The 2,386-nt window shown below is 52.9% G+C and carries 1 protein-coding gene; it reads left to right on the top strand.

Annotation, left to right across the window (positions count from 1 at the left end; translation table 11 throughout):
- Positions 1 to 289: 289 nt before the first annotated feature.
- Positions 290 to 2,263 (top strand): oleate hydratase, encoded by a 1,974-nt coding sequence (locus GOX01_RS12615; RefSeq protein ID WP_034954644.1) that lies wholly within the window; start codon positions 290 to 292, stop codon positions 2,261 to 2,263.
- Positions 2,264 to 2,386 lie beyond the last annotated feature (123 nt).

Below are 2,386 nucleotides of genomic sequence, written 5' to 3'. Positions count from 1 at the left end.
AAACACCTAGGCGTTCAGACTGTGCTGAATGATCTGGTTGAAGCCACAGGCGGTCGCGAGTTGGCCGGGGAAACTGATTGACAGGCTGCGTTGGTGTTCAGGGTCTTCAGCTTCTGAAACATGGATGGACCGTCTGTGACTAAGGGAAAATCTGGCCCTGCCTTAATCTGTTACCTGTATGGAAATCGCATCGAAACGGAATATCATTTGATATCTGAATATCAGATGATAGCGTCATCCGTGCGGATAGTGCGATGACCGACTGTCGTGCCAGAATAAAGGGATTGTCATGAGTGATAATGTATCCTCAGGCTCAGAAAGCCCGACCAGAGCCTTCACTGTCGAAACCGATGCAACGGCGACCTATTGGCGTAAGGGACCGCAGGACACGTTGCCTCCACCTGACATGATGGGGCCATATATGCGGAATCATCCTGTGCCGGTTGAGGCGGTAGATGGCCGCAAGGCATGGATCATTGGCAGCGGCATTGCCGGGCTTGCCGCCGCATTCTACATGATCCGTGATGGCAGGATGAAAGGTGAAGACATCACCATCCTCGACACGATGGACATTGCCGGCGGGTCATTGGACGGAGCGGGTAACGCCGAAGAGGGTTATATCGTTCGCGGCGGCCGGGAGATGAACTGGAACTACGACAATTTCTGGGATCTGTTCCAGGATGTTCCAGCCCTTGAACTCCCTGCGGGCTTTAGTGTTCTCGATGAATATCGGCAGGTCAACGATAATGACCCCAATTACTCCAAATCCCGCCTCATGCACCAACAGGGGAAAATTCGTGATTTCGCGACCCTGGGCCTCAGCAAATCGCATCAGTGGGAACTGATCCGCCTCTTGCTCAGGCGCAAGGAAGACCTCGATGACATCACGATAGAGGCGTATTTCAGCGAAAGCTTCTTCGAGACGAATTTCTGGTACCTGTGGCGATCGATGTTCGCTTTCGAGAACTGGCAGAGCTTGCTGGAAATGAAATTGTACATGCATCGCTTCCTGGATGCGATCGACGGGATGGCGGACATGTCGACGCTCGTTTTCCCGAAATACAATCAGTATGACAGCTTCGTCGTCCCCCTGGCACGTCTGTTGCGGGACAAGGGCGTGAAGATCCAGTTCAACACGCGCGTTCATGATGTCGATCTTCAGATACGCGGGGACGAAAAGACCGTAACCGGACTGCGGGCCATGGTCGATGGACAGGAAACCACCATACCTGTTCATCCGAATGATCTGGTTTTTGCCCTGACCGGCTCCATGACGGAAGGCACGGCCTATGGTGACATGGACACGGTGCCAGTGCTGGAACGTGGCCTCCATGAGCCCGGGGAAGAGAGCGACTGGACGCTGTGGCGCAATCTGGCCCGGAAATCTCCTGTCTTTGGTCGGCCGGATAAGTTCTATGGTGATGTCAAAGGCTCAATGTGGGAGTCCGCGACACTGACCTGTCGGCCGTCACCTTTTGTCGATAAACTGAAGGAGCTCTCGGTCAACGATCCCTATTCGGGCAAGACCGTAACGGGCGGTGTCATCACCTTCACCGACTCAAACTGGGTGCTCAGTTTCACCTGCAATCGTCAGCCACATTTTCCGACCCAGCCTGATGATGTGCTGGTGATCTGGGTCTATGCTCTTCTGATGGACAAGGAAGGCAATTATGTGAAGAAGCCGATGCCCGCCTGTACCGGTCGGGAAATTCTGGCTGAACTCTGCTACCATCTCGGAATAGTGGAGCAACTGGACGCCATTGCTCTAAACACGAAGGTTCGTCTGGCGTTGATGCCTTATATTACAGCACAGTTCATGCCGCGCGCTGCTGGAGACCGGCCACATGTCGTTCCCGAGGGCTGCACGAACCTTGGTCTGCTTGGTCAGTTCGTAGAGACCAGCAACGACATTATTTTCACAATGGAAAGCTCGGTCCGTACGGCGCGTATCGCGGTCTATACGTTGCTTAAACTACCAAAGCAGGTTCCGGATATCAGTCCGACGCAGTATGATATCCGGACAATATTCAAAGCGGCCAGAGCGATCAATAATGGGGAACCATTCCCTGGTGAGCGGTTGTTGCACCGCCTTCTTGATAAAACCTATTTCTCTCATATCCTGCCAACTCTACCGAAGAAAGAAGAGGCAGATGGCGATGATTTTGGAAACGATCTGTCCGGCTTGTTTGGAAAGGGGAGTGAGGCCCTGCACAAAGTAACAGACTGGCTGGAAAAATTTCGCGCTAATCTGGGGTGGAAATGAACATAAAGGCAGGTCTCCGTAGCGGGGGGACAATGGTCTGATATCCTGGTGACACCCATGGCCAGGATATCTTCTGGTAATCCTGACACATATATTCGGACTCAACGCTAAATTACGTGGAGG

This window comes from Gluconobacter oxydans (genome assembly GCF_006539685.1).
Lineage (GTDB): Bacteria > Pseudomonadota > Alphaproteobacteria > Acetobacterales > Acetobacteraceae > Gluconobacter > Gluconobacter oxydans.
Note: the sequence above shows the minus strand (reverse complement) of the source record. Positions and strands in the feature narration are given on the sequence as shown.